A 24,478-nucleotide genomic window follows, 5' to 3' on the forward strand; every position below is an offset into this window, starting at 1 on the left:
CCACCGCCCGGTCCAGCCGCCGCATCGGGCCCAGCACCCACCGCGTCGCACCCAGCGCGAGCCCCGCCCCCGCCCGCGTCACCAGCGCCGCCCCGGCCAGCACCGCGAACCAGCTGCGCCGCACGTCGTCGGCGGCCCTCGTCACCGACGCCCGAAGCACCACCGCCCCCGAGACCTTCGTGCCGGTGCCCGCCGGGCGGGCCAGCAGCACCGGCGTCCGCGACCACGGCCGCACGGTCGCCGCCGGCTGGCTCGGCTGGTTCCGCAGCGCCGCGTCGATCAGCTCCGCCACCGCCGGATCCGCCGCGGCCAGGCCACCGGTCTCCGCCACCGGGGCGCGCCGGGCGGTGACCACGACGATCCCCTCGCCGTACAGCTCGGTGTACCGGGTCACCTCGGCCAGCAGCGCCGACGCGTCCCCCGCGGCCACCGCCTGGTCGGCCAGCGCCGCGAACCGGTCCACGTCGGCGGTCCGGGCGAGCAGCAGCTGCTGCGTGCGCTCGGTCGCCGTCACGCTCAGCAGCGGCAGCGCGAACCCGGCGGTCGCGAGCACGACGAAGGCCAGCAGCACGGCCAGGACGCGGGTGCGCACCTACGCGCCCAGCCGGTAGCCGAACCCGCGGATCGTCGTCAGCAGCTCCGGCCGCCGCAGCTTCGCGCGCAGCTGCGTCAGGTGCACGTCCAGCGACCGCGACACGGCCACGTACGCGTCGCCCCACACCTCGTCCATCAGCTGCTGCCGGCTCACCGCGGTGCCCGCCCGCCGGGCCAGGGCCGCCAGCACGGCGAACTCCTTCGCGGTCAGCTCGACCTCCGCGCCGCCGACCACCACCCGCCGCGCGCCCAGGTCCACCTCGATGTCGCCGACCACGACCACCTGCGGTTCCGGCCGCGCGGCCGCGGCGCGCCGGGTCACCGCCTCGATGCGGGCCAGCAGCTCGCTCAGCCGCACCGGCTTGACCAGGTAGTCGTCGGCCCCGAGCCGCAGGCCCCGGACCACCGATCGTTCGTCGCCCCGGGCGGTGAGCACGATGACCGGCAGCGCGCTCACCGCCCGCAGCTTGCGCAGCACCTCCAGGCCGTCCAGGTCGGGCAGGCCGAGGTCGAGCAGCGCCAGGTCGGCGTCCCGGTGGGCGAGCAGCGCGTCCTCGCCGCGCCGCACCCGGGTGGGCTGGTGGCCGTGCGCGCCGAGGGAGTCGACGAGGGCGCCGGCCACCCCGTCGTCGTCCTCCACCAGCAACACGCGCACGGACCACACCTTAGGAGGCGTCCATCGCCGACTCCTTGCTGGTGTCGCGCATCCGGACGTAGATGACCAGCGAGATGAACACGACCGCGGTGACGTACCAGAAGAACAGCGACTCGTGCCCGGCCTGCTTGAACCACAGCGCGACGTACTCGGCGGTGCCGCCGAACACCGCGACCGCGACCGAGTAGGGCAGCCCGACGCCCAGCGCGCGGATGTTGGTCGGGAACAGCTCCGCCTTCACCACCGCGCTGATCGAGGTGTACAGGGCGCTGATCGCCAGCGGCACCACCATCAGCACGAACGCGAACACCGGGTTGCGCGTGTGCGCCAGCAGCGTCAGCGACGGCACGGTGACCAGCGTGCCCAGCACGCCGAACCCGATCAGCAGCGGCCGGCGGCCCACCCGGTCCGACAGCGCGCCGTAGAGCGGCTGCAGCACCACGAACACCACGAGCGCGAAGAAGTTGATCCACGCCGCGTCCGGCTTGCTGATGCCGCTGGTGTTGACCATGAACTTCTGCAGGTAGGTCGTGTAGGTGTAGAAGAACAGCGTGCCGCCCATGGTCAGGCCGACCACGAGGGCGACCTCCTTCGGGTGCTTGGCCAGCGCCTTGAGCGTGCCGTGCGCGGCGCTGCCCCGCTTCGCCTTGGACGCCTCGAAGTCGGCCGACTCGTCCATGCCGCGCCGCAGCCAGAACACGATCACCGCGCCGACCGCGCCGACGCCGAACGCGATCCGCCAGCCCCAGCTGTGCAGCTGCTCGGTGGTGAGCACCTGCTGCAGCACGATCTGCACCGCCAGCGCGACCAGCTGGCCGGCGATCAGCGTGACGTACTGGTAGCTGGAGTAGTAGCCGCGCTTGCCGCGGGTGGCGACCTCCGACATGTAGGTCGCCGAGGTCGAGTACTCGCCGCCGACCGAGATGCCCTGCAGCAGCCGCGCCAGCACCAGCAGCAGCGGCGCGGCGATCCCGATCGAGCCGTAGCCCGGGGTCAGCGCGATGAGCAGCGAGCCCGCGGCCATCAGGCTGACCGACAGGGTCAGCGCCGAGCGCCGCCCGAACCGGTCGGCGTAGCGCCCGAGCAGCCAGCCGCCGAGCGGCCGCATCAGGAACCCGACGGCGAACACGCCCGCGGTGTTGAGCAGCTGCGCGGTCGAATCGCCCTTCGGGAAGAACGTCGCGGCGAAGTAGACGCTGAACGCGGTGTAGGCGTACCAGTCGTACCACTCGATCAGGTTGCCGACCGAGCCGCGGAGGATGTTGCTCACCACACGGCGGCCGGCGCGCCGGTCCTCGCCGGCGTCGATGGTTGACGTCATCGAAAACTCCCTTGTCTCATGACCGCCGACCACGTTCGGTGGCCGGGGCCGCCGCGGACAAGGGAGTGCGCCGAGAGCTAACAGTTCCTTAGGACGAAGGTCCTCGTGACCGGGCTCACCGGGTTACTTCCGCGTAGGCGGCCGGGCGGTGCTGCCCCGCTCTCCGGCCGCCGGATAACCTCACCGGGCAACTGCGGGAATCGAACGAGGAGTGTCACGTGGGACGGTCCGTACTGGTCACCGGCGGCAACCGCGGCATCGGCCTGGCCATCGCCCGGGGCCTCGCCGAGGCCGGGCACCAGGTGGCGGTGACGCACCGCGGGTCCGGCGCGCCGGAAGGGCTGTTCGGCGTGCAGGCCGACGTCACCGACAGCGAGCAGGTCGACGCGGCGTTCAAGCAGGTCGAGGAGCACCAGGGCCCGGTCGAGGTGGTCGTCTCCAACGCCGGCATCACCGACGACACGCTGCTCATGCGGATGAGCGAGGACCAGTTCACCCGGGTCGTCGACGCGAACCTCACCGGCGCCTACCGGGTCGCCAAGCGCGCCTCGCGCGGCATGCTGCGCGGCAAGTGGGGCCGGTTCATCTTCATCTCGTCGGTGGTGGGGCTCTCCGGCGGCGCCGGGCAGGTCAACTACGCGGCGAGCAAGGCGGGCCTGGTCGGCATGGCGCGGTCGCTGGCCCGCGAGCTGGGCTCGCGCAACATCACCGCGAACGTGGTGGCGCCCGGGTTCATCGTCACCGACATGACCGACGCGCTCACCGAGGACCAGCGCACCGCGGCGCTGAACCAGATCCCGGCGGGGCGTTACGGCGAGACCGCGGACATCGCCGCCGCGGTGCGCTTCCTGGCCTCCGACGAGGCGGGCTACATCAACGGTGCCGTGCTGCCGGTCGACGGCGGCCTCGGCATGGGGCACTGACTTCTTCCTCCCGAACTTCACACCGAAAGGACAGGCGTGGCCGGACTTCTCGAAGGTAAGCGACTGCTGATCACCGGCGTGATCACCGACGGCTCGATCGCGTTCCACGCGGCGAAGGCCGCGCAGGAGCAGGGCGCGCAGGTCGTGCTCACCGGCTTCGGCCGGCTCTCGCTGGTGGAGCGCATCGCCAAGCGCCTGCCGCGGGAGGCGCCGGTGATCGAGCTCGACGTGCAGAACACCGAGCACCTGGACACCCTGGCCGACCGCGTGCGCGAGCACGTCGACGGGCTGGACGGGGTGCTGCACTCGATCGGCTTCGCGCCGCAGTCCTGCCTGGGCGCGCCGTTCCTGGACGCCCCCAAGGAGGACGTGTCGGTCGCCGTCGAGGTCTCGGCGTACTCGTTCATGTCGCTGACCAAGGCGCTGCTGCCGCTGCTGTCCCGGGGTTCCTCGGTGGTGGGCATGGACTTCGACGCCCGCGTGGCGTGGCCGGCCTACAACTGGATGGGCGTGGCGAAGGCGGCGCTGGAGTCGGTCAACCGCTACCTGGCGCGCGACCTGGGGCCGCAGGGCATCCGGGTGAACCTGGTGGCGGCCGGCCCGGTCAAGACCATGGCCGCCAAGTCCATCCCGGGCTTCGGTGAGCTGGAGGGCGGCTGGGGCGACCGCGCCCCGCTGGGCTGGGACGCCGAGGACCCGACGCCGGTCGCGAAGACCATCTGCGCCGTGCTGTCGGACTGGCTGCCGGCCACCACCGGCTCGATGATCATGGTCGACGGCGGGGTGCACGCCCTCGGACAGTAGGGCCGATCCAGCGTGAAGGCGGCCACAGCGGCAGAATCGTCTACCGTGAGTTACGACGCGCTGCTGTGGCTGTCCTTCGGCGGTCCGGAGGGACCGGACGACGTCATGCCGTTCCTGGAGAACGTGACCCGGGGGCGGGGGGTGCCGCGCGAGCGCCTCCTCGAGGTCGCCGAGCACTACCAGCACTTCGGTGGCGTGTCGCCGATCAACCGGCTCAACCGCGAGGCGATCGCCGCGGTGGAGAAGGAGCTGGCCGCGCAGGGCGTCGACCTGCCGGTGTACTTCGGCAACCGCAACTGGCAGCCGATGGTGGAGGACACCGTCGCCCGGATGACGGCCGACGGGGTGCGCCGCGCGCTGGTGTTCCCGACCAGCGCCTATGGCGGCTACTCGGCGTGCCGCCAGTACGACGAGGACATCGAACGGGCCCGCGCCGCCGTCGGCGCGGGCGCGCCGGAACTGGTGAAGCTGCGGCACTTCTTCGACCACCCGCTGTTCGTCGCCGCGTTCGCCGACGCGCTGCGCGCCGGGCTGGAGCAGGTCCCCGGCGCGCGGGTCGTGTTCACCGCGCACTCGGTGCCGGAGAGCGCGGACAAGGCCGCCGGGCCGCCGGAGGAGGGTGGCCGCCGGTACTCGCGGCAGATCCACGAGGCCGCGCGGCTGGTCGCCGCGCAGGCCGGGGTCGCCGAGTACGACGTGGTGTGGCAGTCGCGGTCGGGGCCGCCGCAGGTGCCGTGGCTGGAGCCGGACATCGTCGACCACCTCGACGCGCTGCACGACCGGGACGTGACGGGTGTCGTGGTGTGCCCGGTCGGGTTCGTCTCCGACCACCTCGAGGTGATCTGGGACCTGGACAACGAGGCCGCCGAGCGCGCCGCCGAGCACGGCATGGGGTTCGCCCGCGTGGCGACGCCGAACGGGGACCCGCGGTTCGCGGAGCTGGTGGTGGAGCTGGTGCGCGAGCACCTGGCGGGAGCGCCGGTGCGGAAGCTGTCGGACTTCCCGCTCGCCGGGTGCACGGTCAACGGCGTGCCGTGCGCGGTGGGGTGCTGCGAGCCGGTGAAGCGGCCCGTCCGCGCCTGACGCTCAGTCGGCGGCGGCCACCTCGTCGAGGACTTCCCGGGCCCGGTCCAGCGCGGTGTGCCAGCCGCCCGGATCGGGCCGGGGGAAGACGTACTCCAGCTCCACGTCGCCGAAGGTCCGCCCGAGGTAGCGCTCGTCCCACTGCGCGGGCTGCCAGTAGGCCTCGATGCGGATCACCTGGTCCGCGTCCACGCCGTGGTCCGCGGCGACGCGCTCCCAGGCCTGGCGGAAGGCGTCGACGGCCTGCGCGGGCGCGGACTCCGCGAAGACCGCGCCCGTGCCGGTGGTGAACGAGATCAGGTTGCGGGCCGGGTCCACGTAGTCCACGAAGTTCCCCCGTACATCACGAAACGACGCGGGAGATCAAACCACGGAACGCGCCCGCCCGCGCGTCACGACCCGCCTTCGGTGACGAGGTCGATCGCCGTCGCGGTGACCGTCAGCAGCGCGGGGCGCAGCTCGGGCGCCTGCTGCCCGGCCGCCCGCACCTCCCGCGCGAGCCGCTCGGCGTCGGGGGTGCCGGACTGCGTGATCCACGCCTCGTCGGGGCAGAGGATGGCCACCGTCAGCTCGTCCCAGCCGTGGATGCCGGACATCCGCTCGTGGAAGTCGGGCAGCATGACCGCACCCGCGGCGCCGAACCCGTCCGGGCGGTGCACGCGGAGCAGCCGCCCGGTTTCGGTGACCGCCTCCTCCAGGACCAGGCCGGACCGCACCGAGGCCAGCGCTGTGGTGACGACCTCGGTGAAGCCGCCCGCGCCGTCGAGGTGGTCGTTCAGCACGTGCCGCATCCCGACCGTGCCGCGCGGCGTCAGCGCGGTGTAGGCGAACGTGGCGAACAGGTCGCGCCCGGCCACCGGCAGCCACGGCATGGTTTGCCGCACGACGTCGCTGCCGCCGAGCGATCCGCTGCGCAGCACCGGCAGCAGCTCACCGTTCGCCTGCTTCTCGCGGGCGCGGCGGGCTTCCTCCGCCAGTTCCCCGGCCTCCTCGGCGCGCAGGACCTCGTCGAGCACCTGCTGCGCCTTCTCCAGCGCGCTGTCCCAGCCGGCCGGCTCCGGCCGTTCGAAGAGGAACTGCAGCCCGGCATCGGCGAAGGTTGTGTCGAGGAACTCCCGGTCCGCCGCCGAGGGCTCCCAGTAGGCGGCGATCCGGGTGACCCGCCCGGCGTCGGCGCCGTGCTCGGCCACGATGCGCCGCCAGGCCCGCCGGAAGCCGTCCTCGTCCCGCGCGCCGACCGGCTCGGTGAAGAACTCGTCCGCCGGTCCGAGCGTGAACGAGATGGGGTTGGTGGTGGGGTCACCCAGATCCACGGAAGCTGTCTCCTGCCACTACGACGATGTGTGGATCAAGGAAACACGCCGGTGTCAAGCCGCCGATCAGGGCTGCCGGTCACCCTGTTCGGTGAGTTGCCGGACGGCTTCGTTGATCGCCGCGTAGCGGGCCGTGCGGACCGCCGTGCTCAGCGGGCGCAGGGCGTCGGCGCGGCGCACGGCCGCGGACGACGACAGCGCGCCGCCCGGCTCGTCGATCTCCGCGATCGCCAGGATGGCGCCCACCTCGTCGGCCCGCTGCAGCACCCGCAGCGCCCGGCCCGGCGTCCCGGCGGGCCAGTCCATGCGCGGCCGCGCCCGCAGCTTCGCCGCCAGCTCCGCCCGCACCCCCGGCCGGTCCCGCGCCACGTCCAGCGCCTGCCGCGCGCCCGCCGAATCCCGGATCGCGTCGGTCAGCCCGTGCTCGGCCTCGCTCAGCCCGACGTAGTCCGGGCTCAGCGGCACCGCGGCCCGGTGGACCGACCAGCGCACCAGCCCCTCCGCGATCGGCACCGGCACCAGGCCGAACCCGAGGTCGGGCAGCAGCACCGCCTCCCCGGCGCGCATCGCGGCCTCGGTGAACGGCCCGCCGCCGCCGAGGCCACGCGGGTCGCCGGGCGCGGGCAGCACCAGCCGGGCGGGCCCGGCGCCGTGCGCGCGCAACGCGGCGAGCAGCTGGACGGGCGTGCCGGGGAAGTCACCGGTGAGCGGGAGGTCGAGCGTCACCGCCGCTTCGGCGTCGGCGGCCACCACCTCGTGCGCCTCGCCCCACGCCAGGAGCGCGTCGAGGACGTCGTCGGACGCCGCGGCTCCGGACAGCCACGCCGAGGCCCACACGGTGAGGGTCGCACTGGGACAGCACACGGCGACCCAGAATACGGCACCCGGCCGCTGGAGTTGCTCCACGTCGACGACACCGCGGGACGTGCGTAGCGTCGTAGTCGTGACACCCGTACCCGAGAACCTCCCGCGCACAGCGGGAGAGCTGCGCGCCGCCGGGCACCTGCCGCGCAGCATCAAGACCGAGATCCACGACAACCTCCTCGCCGCGCTGCGCGAGGGCCGGAACCCGTGGCCGGGCATCGTCGGGTTCGACCGGACCGTGCTGCCCCAGTTCGAACGCGCCCTGCTGGCCGGCCACGACGTCGTGCTGCTCGGCGAGCGCGGCCAGGGCAAGACGCGGCTGCTGCGCACCCTGGCCGGGCTGCTCGACGAGTGGACCCCGGTGATCGAGGGCTCCGAGCTGGCCGAGCACCCGCTGGACCCGATCACCCCGGCCTCGCGGCGCCGCGCCGCCGAACTGGGCGACGACCTGCCGGTGACCTGGCTGCACCGCGAGGCGCGCTACACCGAGAAGCTGGCCACCCCGGACACCTCGGTCGGCGACCTGATCGGCGACGTCGACCCGGTGAAGGTGGCCGAGGGCCGCAGCCTGGGCGATCCGGAGACCATCCACTTCGGACTCGTGCCGCGCGCGCACCGCGGCATCGTGGCCATCAACGAGCTGCCCGACCTCGCCGAGCGCATCCAGGTCGCGCTGCTCAACGTGATGGAGGAACGCGACATCCAGATCCGCGGCTACACGCTGCGGCTGCCGCTGGACGTGCTGCTCGTCGCCACCGCCAACCCGGAGGACTACACCAACCGCGGGCGGATCATCACCCCGCTCAAGGACCGCTTCGGCGCCGAGATCCGCACGCACTACCCGCTGACCGTGGCCGCCGAGGTGGACGTGGTCCGGCAGGAGGCGAACCTGGTCGCGGAGGTCGGCGAGCCGCTGCTGGAGGTGCTGGCCCGGTTCGTGCGCAACCTGCGCGAATCCACCGTGGTCGACCAGCGCTCCGGCGTGTCGGCCCGGTTCGCCGTGGCCGCGGCGGAAACCGTCGCGGCGGCCGCGTTGCGCCGGGCCGCGCTGACCGGCGAGCACCCGGCCGTGGCGCGCCCGGTCGACCTGGAGGCGGTGCCGGCCGTGCTGCGCGGCAAGATCGAGTTCGAGCCGGGCGAGGAGGGCCGCGAGACCGAGCACCTGGTGCACCTGCTGCGCCGCGCGGTCGCCGAGACCGCCCGCGAGCGCTTCGGCGGGCTCAACCTGCGCCCGCTGGTCGAGGCCGTGTCCAACGGGCACCTGGTCGCCACCGGCGAGCGCGTGCCGGGCGCGGACCTGCTCGCCGCGCTGCCCGAGCTGCCGGTGCTGCACGAGGTCGCCGAGCGGGCCGGGGTGTCCGCCACCGACGAGCCGGGCCGCATCGCCGCGGCCGTCGAGCTGGCCCTGGAGTCGCTCTACCTGGCGCGGCAGCTGGCGAAGGACTCCGACGACGCGACCACGGTGTACGGGCCGTGAGCACCGCACCGCAGGGCTGGTCCTACGGCCCGTGGCACGAGGGCCCCGACCCGCTCGCCCCGCCCATCGACCTGCGCGAGGCGCTGGACGAGATCGGCCGCGAGGTCATGGACGGCGCCTCGCCGCGGTCGGCGCTGGAGGAGCTGCTGCGCCGCGGCACCCGCAACACGCGCGGGCTGGACGAGATGACCCGCCGGGTGTGGCAGCGCCGTGCCGAGATCCAGCGGCGGCACCGGCTCGACGGCACCCTGCAAGAGGTACGGCGCCTGCTCGACGAGGCGCTGGATGCCGAGAAGCGGGCGCTGTTCCCCGACCCGTCCGACGACGCCCGCTTCGCCGAGGCCCAGCTCGACGCGCTGCCGCCGGGCACCGCGGCCGCGGTGCGTGAGCTGTCGGACTACCCGTGGCGTTCGGAGGAGGGCCGCGAGAAGTACGACCAGATCCGTGACCTGCTCGGCCGCGAGATGCTCGACGCCCGTTTCGAGGGCATGAAGCAGGCGTTGCAGAGCACCAGCCCGGAGGACGTCGAGCGCGTCCACCAGATGCTGTCGGACCTGAACGCGCTGCTCGACGCCCACGCCCGTGGCGTGGACGACATCGACGAGCGGTTCGCCGAGTTCATGCGCCGCCACGGCGAGTTCTTCCCGGAGAACCCGCGCGACGTCGACGAGCTGATCGACGCGCTCGCCGCGCGGGCCGCCGCGGCGCAGCGGATGCTGAACTCGATGTCGGCCGAGCAGCGGGCGGAGCTGGCCGAGCTGGCGCGGCAGGCGTTCGGCGACCCGCGCATCGGGCAGCAGCTGGCCGGCCTGGACGCCCGGTTGCAGGCGATGCGGCCGGGGGAGGACTGGACCTCCTCGGCGCGGTTCCGCGGCCAGGACCCGCTGGGGCTGGGCGAGGGCGCGCAGGCCATGCAGGACCTGGCGGAGCTGGACGCCCTGGCGGAGCAGCTGGCCCAGTCCTATCCGGGCGCGCGGCTGGAGGACATCGACCTGGAGGCGCTGGAACGCCAGCTCGGGCCGGACGCCGGGGTGGACGCGCGGCGACTGTCCGAACTGGAGCGTGAGCTGCGGTCTCAGGGCCTGTTCGAGCGGGCGCCGGACGGCTCGCTGCGGCTGACCCCGAAGGCGTTGCGGCGCCTGGGGGAGACGGCGCTGTCGGACATCGTGCACTCGCTGCGCGGCAAGACCGGCGAGCGGCAGACCGAGTCGGCCGGGGCGGCGGGGGAGCCGACCGGGGCGAGCCGGCCGTGGCAGTTCGGCGACCGGGAACCGTGGGAGGTTTCCCGCACGGTGCGCAACGCCGTGCTGCGGACCGCGTCCACGGGCGGCGGCCGCGTGCGGCTGGACGTGTCCGATGTGGAGGTCGTGGAGACCGAGCTGCGGTCGCGGGCGGCGGTGGCGCTGTGCGTGGACACGTCGTGGTCGATGGTGTCGGAGGGGCGCTGGCTGCCGATGAAGCGCACCGCGCTGGCGCTGCACCAGCTGATCTCCACGCGCTTCCGCAACGACGCGTTGCAGCTGATCACGTTCGGCCGGTACGCGACGTCGGTGGAGCTGCCGGAGCTGGTCGGGCTGGAGGGCGTGTGGGAGCAGGGCACCAACGCGCACCACGCGCTGCTGCTGGCCGGACGGCACCTGCGGCGGCACCCGGACGCGCAGCCGGTGGTGCTGATGGTGACCGACGGCGAGCCGACCGCGCACCTGGAAGCGGACGGCACCGCGGAGTTCGACTACCCGCCCCAGCCGCGGACGCTGGTCAAGACGCTGTCCGAAGTGGACCGGCTGGCGAAGATGGGGGCGTCGGTGTCGGTGTTCCGCCTCGGCGACGACCCGCGGCTGGCGGCGTTCGTGGACCTGATCGCGCGGCGGTCCGGCGGCCGGGTGGTGGCACCCGAGGCGGACGGCCTGGGCGCGGCGGTGATCAGCGACTACCTCCGCACCCGGCGCCGCTAGGTGACGCGCGCCGCCGGCCGTGCGAGTCCCACGCTCGTGCGCGCGAGTCCCACGCTCGTGCGCGCGAGTTCCGCGCTCACGGCGGTGAGTTCCGCGTCCGGCGCCCCGCCGGTGTCAGCGGAGCCCGATCCGCAGGCCCGGGCGGCGGCGGTGCACGGTGAGGTAGGACAGGCCGCCGGGGCCCGCCTCGACGGCGCGCGCCTGGCCGCGCGTCAGCCACACCAGCGAGCCGGGGCCGGCCGCCACCGCGTCCTCCCCGGTGGTCACCGTCCCGGTGCCGGTGACCACCACCAGCAGCACGTCGAGGTCGGGCTCGGTGTGGGTGCCGATCCGCTCGCCCGCCGGCAGGTGCACGAGGTTCGCGTCGAGCTGGCGGCCCTCCTCGCGCAGCCGCCACAGGACGCCCGGCGCGTCCTCGCCCGCCGCGGCGATCCGCGTGAGGTTCGCCGGGACGGTCTCGCTCGGGATCGTGGCGCTCAAGGAAACCTGCTCTGTGAGTACGGACGGACCCGCCCAGGGTAGCCGCGCTCAGCGCCGGGGGACGACCGCGATCCGGGCGCCGCGGCCGGGCACCATCGTGATGTGCCGGGGCCTGGCGTGCTCGCCGCGGGCGCGGTCCGGCTCCAGCGCGAACCGGGTGAGCACCGCCCGCAGCACGATCGTCGCCTCCAGCAGGGAGAACCCGGCGCCCAGGCAGCGCCGCACGCCGCCGCCGAACGGGAACCACGTGCCGCTCGCCGGGCCGCCGCCGAGGAACCGCTCCGGCCGGAACGCCGCCGGGTCGTCGTGGTGCGCCGGATCCCCCTGGACCAGGGCGATCGACGGCATCACCGTGTGGCCCGCGGGGATCCGGTAGCCGCCGATCTCGATGTCCCGCGTCAGCCGCCGGGCGACCTCGGAGATCACCGGGTGCTGCCGCATCGCCTCCTTCGCCACCGCCTCCAGGTACTTCTCGTCCCCGGCGTCGGCGGCCTCGATCGCGCGCCGCTGCCGCGCCGGGTCGCGCGCCAGCTCGTGGAACGACCAGGCCAGGGCCGTCGCGGTGGTCTCGTGCCCGGCCAGCAGCAGGGTGATCAGCTGGTCGCGCAGCTCGGCGTCGGAGAGCCGGTCGTCCTCGGCGGGCACGGTCAGCAGGCGGGACAGCACATCACCGCGGCCGTCGAGGTCGTCGGCCTTGCGGCGGTCGGCGATCTCGGCGTAGAGCAGCTCGTCCACCCGGTCCTGGGCCAGGCTGTACCGCCGCCACGGGCCGACCCGGCGCAGCTTGGCGTTGTGCCAGCCGAACAGCTCCAGCACACCGATGTCGACGATGCGGGTGAGCAGCTCGCGCAGCTCGTCCAGCCGCGGCCCCTCGGCGCCGCCGAACACCACGCGCAGGATGATCTCCAGCGTCAGCGCCTGCATGCGCTCGTGCGAGCGGAACACCCGGCCCGGCGTCCAGGTCGCGACCTCGGCCTCGGCGAGCTCGGTGATCATGTCCCGGTACCCGCGCAGCGCCGCGCCGTGGAAGGCGGGCATCAGCAGTTTGCGGGCGCGCAGGTGCACGTCCTCGTCGGTGAGCAGCACCGAGTGCGGGCCCATCAGCGGCTTGAGGATGACGTTGCCCTCGCCGGCGTGGAAGACGTCGGCCGGACCGCTGAACACGGCCCTGATGTGGTCGGGGTTCGCCAGCTGCACGACGTGGCGCTCGGGGTAGAGGTTGAGCCGGATGAGGTCGCCGTAGCGGCGCCGCAGCAGGGGCATCAGCACGTGCCGGAAGTTGCCGAAGAGCACCGTCTGCACGCCCGCCGGGAGCTTCGGCCCCGGCGGCAGCGGGAGCGCGCTCGTGCGGGACGGGGTTTCGACGCTCATCGCGACCTCCTCGACGTGACCGGTGCCTCATTTATACGCACGTGTAATCCGGGTGTCCAGCTAGGGTGCCGGGTGTGGGACACCGGGAAGAGCTGCTCGCCGCCGCGCGGCGGCTGCTGGAGGAGAAGGGGTACGCGCACATCACGGCGCGGGACCTGGTCGCGGCCTCGGACACCAACCTGCACTCGATCGGGTACCACTTCGGGTCCAAGGCGGGCCTGCTCAACGCCGCGATCGGCGAGGTGTTCGAGGAGTGGACCGACAAGCTGGCCTCGATCGCGATGGCCGAACCGGCGGTCCCGCCGATCGAGCGCGGGCGGCGCGCGTGGGCGGCCATGCTGGACAGCCTGCCGGCCAGCCGGGCGCTGCTGCTGTCCTACGTCGAGGCGCTGGCGCAGGCGGAGCGGACGGAGTCGCTGCGGGAGCAGTTCGCCGGGCACTACCGCCGGTGCCGGGCCAAGGTCGCCGAGCTGGTCGCCCGGTCCCTGGCCGACGGCTCCCGGCCCGACGACCCGCGGTGCCAGGCGGTGGCCAGCTTCGTGATCGCCATCTGCGACGGGCTGGCGGTGCAATGGCTGCTCGACCCGGAGGGGGCGCCGACGTCGGAGCAGCTGACGGCCGGCCTGGAGGCGATGTGGGCCGCCTCGTTCCCGGGCGCCTGACTCACCCGATGCGGTCACGCGCCGCGCGATGACCCGGAAGTGGATCTACGGTCCGGGCGTGGCTACGAAAACGATCTTCCGGGTGGTGGCGGTGGTGACGGCCCTGGTGGCCGGGTTCGCGCCGGCGGTGGCGTCCGCGCAGCCCGCGGCGCCCCTGGCCGGGTTCGACATCAGCGCCTCGCAGGGCGTGCCGGACTTCGCCGCGGCGAAGGCGGCCGGCGCGCGGTTCGTGTTCGTCAAGGACACCGCGGGCGTCGGGTACGCCAACCCGAACTTCCTGGCCCAGTTCCGCGGCGCGAAGGCCGCCGGGTTGTACCGGTCGGCCTACCACTACGCGCGCCCGGACCAGACCGGCGGCGCCGAGCAGGCCGCCTACCTGCACACGCACGACGGCAAGTGGTTCGCCGACGGCATGACCCTGCCGCCGGCGCTGGACCTGGAGGACACGCCGGGCATTCCCGCCTGTTACGGGAGGCCGCCCGCGGACATGGTCGCGTGGATCCGCGACTTCAGCACCGAGCTGAAGCGGCGCACCGGGCACACGCCGATCATCTACACGACGGCCCGCTGGTGGACGGCGTGCACCGGGAACAGCACCGCCTTCGCCGCCGACCACCTCCTCTGGCTGGCCCGCTACGACACGACGATGGGCGAGGTGCCCGGCGGCTGGACGGCGAAGTTCTGGCAGTCCGCGGTGACCGGCCCGCTGCCCGGCGACCAGGACACGTTCTTCGGCACGCTCGGCGAACTGCGGTCACTGACCGCTTCGTGACGCGAAACGTTCCCACCGGGCGGGACGGTTCACCGCGGCGCCACCTAGGGTTGGGGTATGAAGACTTGGTCCTCGGTGCCGCTGCCCTACGTGCCGGGCACGCCCCGCCCTCTCCGGTTGTACGACACCGCCACCGGGCAGGTGCGCCCCACCGCCCCGGGCAAGACCGCGCGCATGTACGTCTGCGGCATCACCCCGTACGACGCCACGCACCTCGGTCACGCGGCGACCTACCTCGCGTTCGACCTGGTCAACCGGGTGTGGCGGGACAGCGGTCACACGGTGCACTACGTGCAGAACGTGACCGACATCGACGACCCGCTGCTGGAGCGCGCCGAGCGGGACCAGGACGACTGGGTGGTGCTCGGCCTGCGGGAGACCGCCCTGTTCCGCGAGGACATGGAGGCGCTGCGGGTGCTGCCGCCGAAGCAGTTCGTCGGCGCGGTGGAGAGCATCCCGGAGATCGTCGAGGTCATCTCGAAGCTGCTGGCGCACGGCGCGGCCTACCGGGCCGACGACCCGGAGTACCCGGACGTCTACTTCGACCGCTCGGCCACCGGCCGGTTCGGCTACGAGTCGAACTACGACGGCGAGACCATGGCGAAGTTCTTCGCCGAGCGCGGCGGCGACCCGGACCGCCCCGGCAAGCGCGACCCGCTCGACGCGCTGCTCTGGCGCGCCGCCCGGCCGGGTGAGCCGTCCTGGGAGTCCGAGCTCGGCCCCGGCCGCCCCGGCTGGCACATCGAGTGCAGCGCGATCGCGGTCAACCGGCTCGGCATGGGCTTCGACGTGCAGGGCGGCGGCTCGGACCTGATCTTCCCGCACCACGAGTACAGCGCCGCCCACGCCGAGGCGCTGTCCGGTGAGCACCCGTTCGCCCGGCACTACGTGCACGGCGGCATGATCGGCCTGAACGGCGAGAAGATGTCCAAGTCGCGCGGCAACCTCGTGTTCGTGTCGCGGCTGCGGGCCGACGGGGTCGACCCCAACGCGATCCGGCTGGCGCTGTTCGCCGGCCACTACCGCAGCGACCGCTCGTGGACCGACGACCTGCTCACCACCGCCCAGCAGCGGCTGGCCCGCTGGCGCGAGGCCGCGGCGCTGCCGTCCGGGCCGGAGGCGGACGACACGATCGCCCGCCTGCGGGACCACCTCGCCGACGACCTGGACACGATCAACGCGATGCGCGCGGTCGACGCGTGGGCCGACGAGGCGCTGCGGCAGGGCGGGCGCGACACGGGCGCGCCCGCCCTGATCCGCGTCGCCGTCGACGCGCTGCTGGGCGTCGAACTCTGATCGGCGTATAACGACCTATACGGTGCGGCCCTGGTGCAGCCGCAGGGTCGCACCGTCCCACTCCCGGCGCAGCCACCGGTCGTGGCTGGCGAGGACGACCGCGCCGGGCGCGGACCCGAGCGCGTCGAACAGCTCCTCGGCGAGCGTGAGCGAGATGTGGTTGGTCGGCTCGTCGAGCAGCAGCAGGTCCGGGGGCCGGGCGATGAGGATCGCCAGCGCGAGCCGCCGCCGCTGCCCGACCGACAGCACCCCGGCCGGGCGGTCGAGGTCCCACGGCGCGATCAGGCCCAGGTCGGTCAGCTCGGGGGAGTCCGGGCCGGCCGCCTCGGCGTAGAGCCGCCGCGGGGTCTTCGCCGGGTCGGGCAGGGTGACGTCCTGCGCGAGCATCCCGGTCCGCAGGCCCGCCCGGCGCCGCACGGCGTGCGGGGCCAGACCGCCGGCGAGCACGCTGAGCAGCGTGGACTTGCCGGCGCCGTTGCCGCCGGTGACCAGCAGCCGCGCCGACGCCGTGACGTCCAGCTCGGCCAGCTCCAGCCGTCCCGGGCCGCGGATGCCGCGGGCGGAGAGGATCAGCTCGTCCTCACCCGGCGGGGCGGTGAGCGCGCCCGCGAACCGCAGCGGCGGCGGGGGTTTGCGCACCTGGTTGGCGGCCAGCTCGTCGAGCCGCTGCTGCGCGTTGCGGACCCGCCGGGAAATCTGCTTCTGCACCCGGCCGGTCTTGAAGTCGTACAGCATCTTCGCGTTGTCCCGGGGCGGCCGGTCGTGGGCGACGGCGCGCGCGGTGACCGTGACCGATTCGGCCAGCCGCTTCAGTTCCGCCTGCTCCCCGGCGTAGCGCTGCTCCCAGCGGGCGCGTTCGATGCGCTTGTGCGCCAGGTAGTCGCGGTAGGCGCCGCCGTAGCGCACCGGCCCGCCCAGCGCCGGGTCGAGGTCGACGATCGCCGTGCACACCGCGTCCAGGAAGACCCGGTCGTGCGAGGCGAGCACCACCGTGCCGGACAGCCCGGTGAGGTGGCGTTCCAGGAACTCCATCGCCGGGTCGTCCAGGTGGTTGGTCGGCTCGTCCAGCAGCAGCGTGGCCGGCTGCCGGATGAGCAGCGCGGCGAGCCCGAGCCGGGACCGCTGGCCGCCGGACAGCTCGCCGACGGGCCGCTCGATTCCGCCCAGCCCGAGACCGTCCAGGACGATCGCGGCGCGCCGGTCGGCGTCCCAGAGGTCGTGCGCCTGGGCCCACTCCAGCGCCGCGCCGTACTCGGCGAGGGTGGCCTCGGACGGGTCGTCGGCGACGGCTTCGGTGAGCCGCTCCAGGCGCCGGGTCGCGCGGCGGATGTCGGCGAGGGCGTCCTCGACGACCGCGGACACCGGGGTGCCGGCGGGGTAGGGCAGTTCCTGGTGGAGGAAGCCCACGTCCGGTCCGGTGTGGACGGTGCCGCCGTGCGGGCGTTCGAGGCCCGCGAGGAGCTTCAGCAGCGTGGACTTGCCGGCGCCGTTCTCGCCGACCAGGCCGACGCGGTGGCCCGGGTCGGCGGCGAAGTCGAAGCGGTCGAAGACGACGCGGTCGCCGTAGGAGAAGGAGAGTTCGTGAACGCGCAAAGACATGGGACATCACCGGCCGGAGTGTGACGGCGGAACCCGCCGGGCCGGCTGGCCGCGGACGCGGGTCGGACGGGATGTCAGTTCTTCATGGCGCTTCCAGGCTAGCGCGGGCGGTCAACTCTTTTTCTCGCAGCCGGATCTTGCCGACCGGGAGGGCCGGTGCGGCGCATGACTACGGTGGAGCCGTGCCCCACCTCTACGCCACCAGCGACCTCCACGTCACCCACAACGGCAACGCGCCGCTGATCGACGAAATCCGGCCGGACTCGCCGGAGGACTGGCTGCTGGTGGCCGGCGACGTGGCCGAGAGGATCGAGGCGATCACCACCACCCTGGACACCCTCAAGCAGCGCTTCGCCGAGGTGGTGTGGGTTCCGGGCAACCACGAGCTGTGGACCGTCCCCCGGGACGGCAACGATCTGCGCGGCGAGGCCCGCTACCGGCACCTCGTGCAGCGCTGCCGCGAGCTCGGCGTCCGCACCCCCGAGGACGAGTACCTGGTCTGGCCCCACGCCGGCCGGCCGCTCACCATCGCCCCGCTGTTCCTGCTCTACGACTACAGCTGGCGCACCCCGCAGGCCGAGGACGTGTCCCTGGCCGAGGCGCTCGGCCAGGCCCGCGAGGCGAACGTGGTGTGCACCGACGAGTTCTACCTGCACCCCGACCCGCACCCCACCCGCCAGGACTGGTGCGCCCACCGGCTCAAGGTCAGCGAGCAGCGCCTGGACGCCATCCCCGCCGGCCACGGCACGGTCCTCCTGTCGCACTGGCCGCTGCACCGCCACCCGACCGCGCCGCTGCGCTGGCCGGAGTTCGCGTTGTGGTGCGGCACCACCCGCACCGAGGACTGGCACCTGCGCTACCGCGCCGAGGTCGCGGTGTTCGGGCACCTGCACATCCCGCGCACCACGTGGGCCGACGGCGTCCGCTTCGAGGAGGTCTCGCTCGGCTACCCGCGCGAGTGGCGCAAGCGCGCCCGCGGCCCGATCCCGCTACGCCGCATCCTCTGACCGCGGCCGCAGCGCCAGCAGCGGCACCGTCACCACCAGCACCCCGGCCGCGACGAGGAAACTCAGCGCCGGGCTGGCGTGGTAGAGCCCGGTGAACACGGCGGGGGAGGCGGACATCCCGAGGAACCGCAGCGCGGTGACCACCGCGATCGCGCCGCTGCGCCCGCCGCCCGCCCCGCCGAGCACCGTCGCGTTGATCCCGACCAGCACCAGCTGGCCGCACACCCCGCCGACGGCCCACGCGATCGTCACCGCGGGCAGCGACGGGAACAGCCCGATCGAGGCCATCGCGGCCGCGCCGAGCAGCAGCCCGGCGTCGAGCGCCACCCGCGGCCCGAACCGGTCCGACGCGGCGCCGACCAGCCGAGCGGCGACGAACCCGGCGATCCCGTACGCGGTCAGCACCAGCCCGCGCACCCCCGGGGTGAGGGCGAACAGGTCGTCGATCCGGAACGCCACCAGGAACGGCAGCCCGGCCAGGCACGCCCAGGCCAGGAACACCACGCCCCCGGCCCACAGCACGACCGGCCGGAACGCGTCCCGCAGCCGCGATCCCGGCTCGGCCGCCGAGTGGTCCGGCGGCAGCGGGCTCGCCGCCAGCACCAGCGCGACCACCGCGATCCCGGCGAACGCCCACCGCCAGTCGCCCTCCGCGGCCAGCCCGCCGACCAGGGGCGCCGAGGTCTGCCCGAGCGCCTGCATCGCGCCGAACGCGCCGAGCGCGCGGCCGAGCCGGTCCGCCGGGGTGATCGCCGCGAGCTTGGTCAGCAGCAGCGGGGTGGTGAACGCGTTGGCCACGCCCTGCAGCCCGCGGGTGACCTGGAACAGCCAGAACCACGGCACCACCGCGGCCAGCGCCGCCGCCAGGACGTAACCGGCGTAGGCGATCCGGATCGTGCGGACCGGCCCCCACCGCGCGCCGTAGGTGCCGGACACGAGCATCACCAGCGCGAACGGCAGCAGGTACGCGGTCAGCGAGGACGCCGCGGTCGCGGGCGACACGCCGAAGCTCGCCGACAGCTCGGGCAGCATCGACGACACCACCCCGCCCCCGAACGGGCCGAGGAGGCCACCGACGTAGAGGGCGACGCGGGCGGGCCGCCCGCTCACCGGCCTGCCGGTCCCGGCCCCTCCGCGCCCGGACGGCGCCGGCGCAGGTAGCGCTCGAACTCGGCGGCGATCTTCTCGCCGCTGGACTCCTCCAGGGTGATCGCCGTTTCGGCGTCGCCGCGCTCCTCCAGCGAGCGGACGTACTCGGCGATCTCCTCGTCCTCCTCGGCCATCTCGCTGACCGTCTGCTGCCACTCCTCGGCCTGCTCGGGCAGCGCGCCCAGCGGCACCTCGACGTCCAGGACGTCTTCGAGCTTGTGCAGCAGCGCCAGCGTCGCCTTCGGTGAGGGCGGGTGCGACACGTAGTGCGGCACCGCGGCCCAGATGGAGATCGCCGGGATGCCCGCCTGCACGCACGCGTCCTGCAGGATCCCGACGATGCCGGTGGGGCCCTGGTAGCGGCTGCGTTCCAGCCCGAACCGCGCCGCGGCCTCCGGGTCGTAGGCGGTGCCGGTGACCGGGACCGGGCGGGTGTGGGCGGTGTCGGCCAGCAGGGCGCCGAGCGTGACCACGGTGGACACGCCCAGCTCCTCGATGTGGCCGAGCAGCTCGCGGCAGAAGGCGCGCCACCGCATGTTCGGTTCCGGGCCGGTCACCAGCACGATGTCCTGGTCGTAGCCGGGCGGGTGGCAGATGGACAGGCGCGTGGTCGGCCATTCCACCCGCCGGGTGACGCCGTCCACCATCCGCACCGTCGGGCGGCTGACCTGGAAGTCGTAGTAGTCGTCCGGCTCCAGCTCCGCGAGGGGCTTGGCGTCCCAGCTGAGCTGGAGGTGCTCCAGGGCGGTGCTGGCCGCGTCACCTGCGTCGTTCCAGCCTTCGAAGGCGACGACCATGACCCGTTCCCGGGACGTGGCGCCCCCGGGGACGGACTGCTCGGGCTGCGGGATCGCGTCGGCTGGGTCACTCACCCACCCAGCCTACGACCCGCCGGGCGGTGACGAGACCGTAGCCTGGTGTCATGTCCGATCGTTTCTCGTCACCGCTGCTGGACGCCCTCGCCGCCCGTGTGGTCGTGGCGGACGGCGCGATGGGCACCGCGCTGCAGGCGCACGAGTTGTCCCTGGACGACTTCGCCGGCCTGGAGGGCTGCAACGAGATCCTGAACGTGACGCGCCCGGACGTGGTGCGGGGCATCCACCGCACCTACCTGGAGGCCGGCGCGGACGCGGTGGAGACGAACACCTTCGGCGCGAACCTGGCGAACCTGGGGGAGTACGGGATCGCCGACCGCATCACCGAGCTGGCCGAGGCCGGGGCGCGGCTGGCGCGGGAGACCGCCGACTCCTACGCCACCGCCGACCGGCCGCGGTTCGTGCTGGGCTCGGTCGGCCCGGGCACCAAGCTGCCCACCCTGGGCCACGCCCCCTACGCGCGGCTGCGGGACGCCTACGCCGAGCAGGTCACCGGTCTGCTGCACGGCGGGGTCGACGCGGTGCTGGTCGAGACCTCGCAGGACCTGCTGCAGACCAAGGCCGCGATCCTGGGCGCACGCCGGGCGATGCGGGCCGCCGGCCGCGAGGTGCCGGTGATCGCGTCCATCACGGTGGAGACGACCGGCACGATGCTGCTGGGCACCGAGGTCGCCGCCGCGCTGGCCGCGCTGGAGCCGCTGGGCATCGACGTGATCGGGCTGAACTGCGCGACCGGGCCGGCGGAGATGAGCGAGCACCTGCGCACGCTGTCGAAGTCGGCGCGGGTGCCGCTGTCGGTGATGCCGAACGCGGGCCTGCCCGAGCTGGGACCGGACGGCGCGGTGTACCCGCTCTCGCCCGAGGGTCTGGCCGAGGCGCTGTCCGGGTTCGTGCGCGAGTTCGGCGTCGGCCTGGTGGGCGGCTGCTGCGGCACCACGGGCGAGCACATCCGGCAGCTGGCCGAGGCGGTGCGCGACGCCGAGCGGGCGCCCCGCCGCCCGCGGCACGAGCCGGGCGTGTCCTCGCTGTACCAGGCGGTGCCGTTCGAGCAGGACGCCTCGGTGCTGATAGTGGGGGAGCGCACCAACGCCAACGGCTCCAAGAAGTTCCGCGAGGCCATGCTCGACGGCCGCTACGAGGACTGCGTGGAGATCGCGCGCGAGCAGACCCGCGACGGCGCGCACCTGCTGGACCTGTGCGTGGACTACGTGGGCCGGGACGGCGCCGCCGACATGGCCGAGCTGGCCGGGCGGCTGGCGACCGCGTCCACGCTGCCGATCATGCTCGACTCCACCGAACCGGCGGTGCTGCAGGCGGGGCTGGAGCGGCTGGGCGGCCGGTGCGTGGTCAACAGCGTCAACTACGAGGACGGCGACGGCCCGGACTCGCGCTTCACCAAGATCATGCGGCTGGTGTCCGAGCACGGCGCCGCGGTCGTGGTGATGTGCATCGACGAGGAGGGCCAGGCCCGCACCGCCGAGTGGAAGGTCCGCGTCGCCACCCGCACGATCGAGGACCTGGTCACCAACTGGGGCATGCGGGTCAGCGACATCATCGTCGACTGCCTGACCTTCCCGATCACCACCGGGCAGGAGGAGACCCGCCGCGACGCGCTGGAGACCATCGAGGCCATCCGCGAGCTCAAGCGCCGCTACCCGGAGGTGCAGACGACGCTGGGCATCTCCAACGTCTCCTTCGGACTGAACGCGGCCGCGCGCCAGGTGCTCAACTCGGTGTTCCTGCACGAGTGCGTCGAGGCCGGGCTGACCACCGCGATCGTGCACGCCTCGAAGATCCTGCCGATGGCGCGGATCCCGGACGAGCAGCGCGAGGTCGCGCTGGACCTGGTCTACGACCGGCGCCGCGACGGCTACGACCCGCTGCAGAAGCTGATGTCGTTGTTCGAGGGCGTGTCGGCCGCCTCCAGCCGCGCCTCCCGCGCCGAGGAGCTGGCCGCGCTGCCGCTGTTCGAGCGGCTGGAGCGGCGCATCGTCGACGGCGAGCGCACCGGGCTGGAGGCCGATCTCGACGCGGCCCTGGCGGAGAAGCCGGCGCTGGACATCGTCAACGACACCCTGCTGTCCGGCATGAAGACCGTCGGCGAGCTGTTCGGGTCCGGCCAGATGCAGCTGCCGTTCGTGCTGCAGTCCGCGGAGGTCATGAAGACCGCCGTGGCCTACCTCGAACCACACATGGACAAAACGGACTCCTCGGGCAAGGGCCGGATCGTGCTCGCCACGGTCAAGGGCGACGTGCACGACATCGGCAAGAACCTGGTGGACATCATCCTGTCCAACAACGGGTACGACGTGATCAACCTGGGTATCAAGCAGCCCGTGAACGCGATCCTGGAGGCCGCCGACGAGCACGGCGCGGACGCGATCGGCATGTCCGGGCTGCTGGTCAAGTCCACGGTGATCATGAAGGAGAACCTGGAGGAGATGAACTCCCGCGGGGTGGCCCAGCGCTGGCCGGTCCTGCTCGGCGGCGCGGCCCTGACCCGCACCTACGTGGAGAACGACCTGGCCGAGCTGTACCACGGCGACGTCCGCTACGCGCGGGACGCGTTCGAGGGCCTGCGGCTGATGGACACGATCATGGCCGCCAAGCACGGGCGGGCGCCGGAGATCAGCGCGGAGGAGGCGGCGAAGAGAGCGGAGCGCAAGGCCCGCCGCGAGCGGTCCCTGCGCATCGCCGAAGCCCGCAAGTCCGCCCGAGAGCCGGAGGCCCCGATTCCCGCCCGTTCCGATGTCGCGACCGATGTGCCCGTGCCCGTGCCGCCGTTCTGGGGCACCCGCGTGGTGAAGGGCATCCCGGTCGCCGAGTACGCCGCCCTGCTCGACGAGCGGGCCACCTTCCTCGGCCAGTGGGGCCTGCGTGGCGCCCGCGGCGGGCAGGGGCCCAGCTACGAGCAGCTGGTGGAGACCGAGGGCCGCCCGCGGCTGCGGTACTGGCTGGACCGGCTGGCCACCGACGGGGTGCTGCAGCACGCCGCCGTCGTGTACGGCTACTTCCCGGCCGTCGCCGAGGGCAACGACCTGGTGGTGCTGACCGAGGCGCACGCCGACGCGCCCGAGCGGGCCCGGTTCACCTTCCCGCGCCAGACCCGCGACCGCTACCTGTGCCTGGCCGACTTCTTCCGGCCCCGCTCCACCGGCGAGGTGGACGTGCTGCCGCTGACCCTGGTCACCATGGGCCAGCCGATCGCCGACTACGCCAACGAGCTGTTCGCGAACGACGCCTACCGCGACTACCTGGAGGTGCACGGGCTGGGCGTGCAGCTGACCGAGGCGCTGGCCGAGTACTGGCACCGCCGCGTCCGGCAGGAGCTGCACTTCACCAGCGGCCGGGCGGTCGCCGACGAGGACCCGCGCGAGCTGGAGGACTTCTTCAAGCTGGGCTACCGCGGCGCCCGTTTCTCCTTCGGCTACGGCGCCTGCCCGAACCTGGAGGACCGCGCGACGATCGTGGAGCTGCTCGACGCCGAGCGCATCGGCGTGAAGCTGTCCGAGGAGTTCCAGCTGCACCCCGAGCAGTCCACCGACGCGATCGTGGCCCACCACCCCGAGGCCAAGTACTTCAACACCTGAGCAGAGGGAGAACCACTTGACGGACGGCCTGGCTGCCGTGCTCTGGGACATGGACGGCACGCTCGTCGACTCGGAGAAGCTGTGGGACGTGGCGTTGTACGAGTGCGCCGAGTGGCTGGGCGGCACGCTCACCACCGAACAGCGGCTCACGCTCGTCGGGTCCAACATGGACGCCACCGCGGGCTACCTGCTGACCGTGACCGGGCACGAGCCGGCCGCCGCGGCGATCGCGGACACCGGCGCGTGGATCCGCGACCGGACCGCGAACCTGTTCGCCGACGAGCTGGCCGGGCGGCCGGGCGCCCGCGAGGCGCTGACCGCGGTGCGCCGCGCCGGGATCCCGTCGGCGCTGGTCACCTCCACCGAGCGGTCGCTGACCGAGCTGGCGCTGGACACGATCGGGCGGGAGTTCTTCGACGTCACCGTCTGCGGGGACGAGGTGGACGGGCTGAACAAGCCGCACCCGGAGCCGTACCTGCGCGCGGCGCGGCTGCTCGGGGTGGACCCGGCACGCTGCGTGGCCGTCGAGGACTCCCCGCCGGGCACCGAGTCGGCCGCCGCCGCGGGGTGCGTCGTGCTGGTCGTGCCCAACGACGTGACCGTCGCACCGGGGCCGCGGCGGGTGTTCCGCACCTCGCTCACCGGCGTCGACGCGGACGCGCTGCGCGCCCTGGTGTGACGCCGCCGT

21 protein-coding genes and 1 pseudogene are annotated in these 24,478 nt (G+C 73.6%); 11 read left to right on the forward strand and 11 right to left on the reverse strand.

Translation table 11 applies throughout. The features are described 5' to 3' along the window. The 3 genes and pseudogenes from D0D15_RS37575 to D0D15_RS16705 all read right to left on the reverse strand — a co-directional run. Positions 1-592: pseudogene (locus D0D15_RS37575) on the reverse strand (sensor histidine kinase); the annotation flags it as partial. Beyond that, the gene (locus D0D15_RS16700; RefSeq protein WP_094003123.1) at positions 593-1,249 is read right to left on the reverse strand and encodes a response regulator transcription factor; all 657 of its coding nucleotides are present in this window, start codon (positions 1,247-1,249) and stop codon (positions 593-595) included. A 10-nt stretch (positions 1,250-1,259) separates the two neighbouring features. Further along, complete coding sequence (locus D0D15_RS16705) at positions 1,260-2,570, reverse strand: MFS transporter (protein ID WP_094002886.1); 1,311 nt, start codon at positions 2,568-2,570, stop codon at positions 1,260-1,262. 218 nt (positions 2,571-2,788) lie between these two features. On the opposite strand from D0D15_RS16705, the gene fabG reads away from it, so the two are divergent. From fabG to D0D15_RS16720, 3 genes are read left to right on the forward strand one after another with little or no spacing between them, the layout of a single operon-like run. Continuing rightward, on the forward strand, positions 2,789-3,493 hold the full coding sequence (gene fabG / locus D0D15_RS16710; protein ID WP_094002887.1) for a beta-ketoacyl-ACP reductase: 705 nt from the start codon (positions 2,789-2,791) through the stop codon (positions 3,491-3,493). Between the two features lie 36 nt (positions 3,494-3,529). Next, positions 3,530-4,297, forward strand: a complete 768-nt coding sequence (fabI, locus tag D0D15_RS16715; protein WP_094002888.1) for an enoyl-ACP reductase FabI — start codon at positions 3,530-3,532, stop codon at positions 4,295-4,297. 45 nt (positions 4,298-4,342) lie between these two features. Continuing rightward, positions 4,343-5,380, forward strand: a complete 1,038-nt coding sequence (locus D0D15_RS16720) for a ferrochelatase (RefSeq protein WP_115944551.1) — start codon at positions 4,343-4,345, stop codon at positions 5,378-5,380. Between the two features lie 3 nt (positions 5,381-5,383). On the opposite strand, the gene D0D15_RS16725 is transcribed toward D0D15_RS16720, so the two are convergent. The 3 genes from D0D15_RS16725 to D0D15_RS16735 form a co-directional block, all read right to left on the reverse strand. Further along, the gene (locus D0D15_RS16725) at positions 5,384-5,707 is read right to left on the reverse strand and encodes a hypothetical protein (protein WP_094002890.1); all 324 of its coding nucleotides are present in this window, start codon (positions 5,705-5,707) and stop codon (positions 5,384-5,386) included. Positions 5,708-5,772: 65 nt separating this feature from the next. Beyond that, the gene (locus tag D0D15_RS16730; protein WP_094002891.1) at positions 5,773-6,693 is read right to left on the reverse strand and encodes a hypothetical protein; all 921 of its coding nucleotides are present in this window, start codon (positions 6,691-6,693) and stop codon (positions 5,773-5,775) included. A gap of 66 nt (positions 6,694-6,759) precedes the next feature. Next, a complete protein-coding gene (locus tag D0D15_RS16735; RefSeq protein WP_162830592.1) occupies positions 6,760-7,557 on the reverse strand; it encodes a hypothetical protein in 798 nt (265 codons plus the stop codon). A 79-nt stretch (positions 7,558-7,636) separates the two neighbouring features. On the opposite strand from D0D15_RS16735, the gene D0D15_RS16740 reads away from it, so the two are divergent. Together D0D15_RS16740 and D0D15_RS16745 are read left to right on the forward strand one after the other, a co-directional pair. Beyond that, a complete protein-coding gene (locus D0D15_RS16740; RefSeq protein ID WP_094002893.1) occupies positions 7,637-9,034 on the forward strand; it encodes an ATP-binding protein in 1,398 nt (465 codons plus the stop codon). Then, positions 9,031-10,989, forward strand: a complete 1,959-nt coding sequence (locus D0D15_RS16745) for a VWA domain-containing protein (protein WP_094002894.1) — start codon at positions 9,031-9,033, stop codon at positions 10,987-10,989. Before D0D15_RS16740 ends, D0D15_RS16745 begins: the two co-directional genes overlap by 4 nt. 114 nt (positions 10,990-11,103) lie before the next feature. Here the strand turns inward: D0D15_RS16745 and D0D15_RS16750 are convergent, their stop codons facing one another. Together D0D15_RS16750 and D0D15_RS16755 are read right to left on the reverse strand one after the other, a co-directional pair. Continuing rightward, positions 11,104-11,469 carry a cupin domain-containing protein gene (locus tag D0D15_RS16750; protein WP_094002895.1) on the reverse strand — a complete coding sequence of 122 codons (366 nt, stop codon included), beginning with the start codon at positions 11,467-11,469 and terminating at the stop codon, positions 11,104-11,106. A gap of 48 nt (positions 11,470-11,517) precedes the next feature. Further along, positions 11,518-12,840 carry a cytochrome P450 gene (locus D0D15_RS16755; protein ID WP_115944553.1) on the reverse strand — a complete coding sequence of 441 codons (1,323 nt, stop codon included), beginning with the start codon at positions 12,838-12,840 and terminating at the stop codon, positions 11,518-11,520. Between the two features lie 74 nt (positions 12,841-12,914). Here D0D15_RS16755 and D0D15_RS16760 point away from each other — a divergent pair, with 74 nt between their 5' ends. From D0D15_RS16760 to mshC, 3 genes are read left to right on the forward strand one after another with little or no spacing between them, the layout of a single operon-like run. Beyond that, positions 12,915-13,502: a TetR/AcrR family transcriptional regulator gene (locus D0D15_RS16760; RefSeq protein ID WP_094002897.1), complete on the forward strand. Its 588-nt coding sequence runs from the start codon at positions 12,915-12,917 to the stop codon at positions 13,500-13,502. Between the two features lie 58 nt (positions 13,503-13,560). Further along, positions 13,561-14,274, forward strand: a complete 714-nt coding sequence (locus D0D15_RS16765; protein WP_233157004.1) for a GH25 family lysozyme — start codon at positions 13,561-13,563, stop codon at positions 14,272-14,274. Positions 14,275-14,331: 57 nt separating this feature from the next. Continuing rightward, the gene (gene mshC, locus D0D15_RS16770; protein WP_094002898.1) at positions 14,332-15,570 is read left to right on the forward strand and encodes a cysteine--1-D-myo-inosityl 2-amino-2-deoxy-alpha-D-glucopyranoside ligase; all 1,239 of its coding nucleotides are present in this window, start codon (positions 14,332-14,334) and stop codon (positions 15,568-15,570) included. A 15-nt stretch (positions 15,571-15,585) separates the two neighbouring features. On the opposite strand, the gene D0D15_RS16775 is transcribed toward mshC, so the two are convergent. Next, positions 15,586-17,169 (reverse strand): ABC-F family ATP-binding cassette domain-containing protein, encoded by a 1,584-nt coding sequence (locus D0D15_RS16775; RefSeq protein WP_115944554.1) that lies wholly within the window; start codon positions 17,167-17,169, stop codon positions 15,586-15,588. A gap of 182 nt (positions 17,170-17,351) precedes the next feature. Here D0D15_RS16775 and D0D15_RS16785 point away from each other — a divergent pair, with 182 nt between their 5' ends. Beyond that, positions 17,352-18,176, forward strand: coding sequence for a metallophosphoesterase family protein (locus D0D15_RS16785; RefSeq protein WP_094002900.1), 825 nt, complete (start codon positions 17,352-17,354; stop codon positions 18,174-18,176). On the opposite strand, the gene D0D15_RS16790 is transcribed toward D0D15_RS16785, so the two are convergent. After that, the gene (locus D0D15_RS16790; protein ID WP_115944555.1) at positions 18,159-19,286 is read right to left on the reverse strand and encodes an MFS transporter; all 1,128 of its coding nucleotides are present in this window, start codon (positions 19,284-19,286) and stop codon (positions 18,159-18,161) included. The genes D0D15_RS16785 and D0D15_RS16790 overlap by 18 nt on opposite strands. Continuing rightward, complete coding sequence (locus D0D15_RS16795) at positions 19,283-20,197, reverse strand: PAC2 family protein (protein WP_094002902.1); 915 nt, start codon at positions 20,195-20,197, stop codon at positions 19,283-19,285. The genes D0D15_RS16790 and D0D15_RS16795 overlap by 4 nt, the downstream gene beginning before the upstream one ends. 50 nt (positions 20,198-20,247) lie before the next feature. Between D0D15_RS16795 and metH the strand changes: the two genes are divergently transcribed. Next, the gene (gene metH, locus D0D15_RS16800; RefSeq protein WP_094002903.1) at positions 20,248-23,790 is read left to right on the forward strand and encodes a methionine synthase; all 3,543 of its coding nucleotides are present in this window, start codon (positions 20,248-20,250) and stop codon (positions 23,788-23,790) included. 16 nt (positions 23,791-23,806) lie between these two features. Further along, positions 23,807-24,469: an HAD family hydrolase gene (locus tag D0D15_RS16805; protein ID WP_115944556.1), complete on the forward strand. Its 663-nt coding sequence runs from the start codon at positions 23,807-23,809 to the stop codon at positions 24,467-24,469. Positions 24,470-24,478: the final 9 nt, after the last annotated feature.

Origin of the sequence: Amycolatopsis thermalba, from assembly GCF_003385215.1 — a bacterium.
Lineage (GTDB): Bacteria > Actinomycetota > Actinomycetes > Mycobacteriales > Pseudonocardiaceae > Amycolatopsis_E > Amycolatopsis_E thermalba.

Excerpts from the sequence above, each read along its gene's own strand:
- D0D15_RS16705 (WP_094002886.1), bottom strand. The coding sequence starts at position 2,570 with ATGACGTCAACCATCGACGCCGGCGAGGACCGGCGCGCCGGCCGCCGT.
- D0D15_RS16755 (WP_115944553.1), bottom strand. The coding sequence starts at position 12,840 with ATGAGCGTCGAAACCCCGTCCCGCACGAGCGCGCTCCCGCTGCCGCCG.
- mshC (WP_094002898.1), top strand. The coding sequence starts at position 14,332 with ATGAAGACTTGGTCCTCGGTGCCGCTGCCCTACGTGCCGGGCACGCCC.
- D0D15_RS16775 (WP_115944554.1), bottom strand. The coding sequence starts at position 17,169 with ATGTCTTTGCGCGTTCACGAACTCTCCTTCTCCTACGGCGACCGCGTC.
- metH (WP_094002903.1), top strand. The coding sequence starts at position 20,248 with ATGTCCGATCGTTTCTCGTCACCGCTGCTGGACGCCCTCGCCGCCCGT.